Origin of the sequence: Paragemmobacter ruber, from assembly GCF_009908315.1 — a bacterium.
Lineage (GTDB): Bacteria > Pseudomonadota > Alphaproteobacteria > Rhodobacterales > Rhodobacteraceae > Paragemmobacter > Paragemmobacter ruber.
Genome location: NZ_JAAATW010000017.1, coordinates 1 through 591, shown reverse-complemented (window position 1 = coordinate 591; position 591 = coordinate 1). Strand labels below are relative to the sequence as shown.

Below are 591 nucleotides of genomic sequence, written 5' to 3'. Positions count from 1 at the left end.
CGTAGGATGGGCATTACTGCCCATCCTACCTGTCCCATCACTTGATGATCTTCGACACGACGCCGGCGCCGACGGTGCGGCCGCCTTCACGGATGGCGAAGCGCAGCTTCTCTTCCATCGCGATCGGCGCGATCAGCTCGACCTCGAACTTCAGGTTGTCGCCCGGCATCACCATCTCGGTGCCTTCCGGCAGCTTCACCGTCCCCGTCACGTCCGTCGTGCGGAAGTAGAACTGCGGACGGTAGTTCGCGAAGAACGGCGTGTGGCGGCCGCCCTCTTCCTTCGTCAGGATGTAGGCCTCGGCTTCAAAATGCGTGTGCGGATTCACCGATTTCGGCTTGCACAGCACCTGACCACGCTCCACGCCGTCACGGTCGATCCCGCGCAGCAGAACGCCCACGTTGTCACCGGCTTCCCCGCGATCCAGCAGCTTGCGGAACATCTCAACGCCCGTGCAGACCGACTTCTTGGTCTCGCGGATCCCCACGATCTCCACTTCGTCGCCGACGTTGATCACGCCACGCTCCACACGACCCGTCACAACCGTCCCGCGGCCCGAGATCGAGAACACGTCCTCGATCGGCATCAGGA

General features: G+C 63.1%; 1 protein-coding gene. It reads right to left on the bottom strand.

The window, feature by feature from the left end:
• Positions 1 to 37: 37 nt before the first annotated feature.
• Positions 38 to 591 (bottom strand): EF-Tu C-terminal domain-related protein (locus tag GU920_RS19915; protein ID WP_268894586.1); only part of this gene is annotated, 554 nt, incomplete at its 5' end.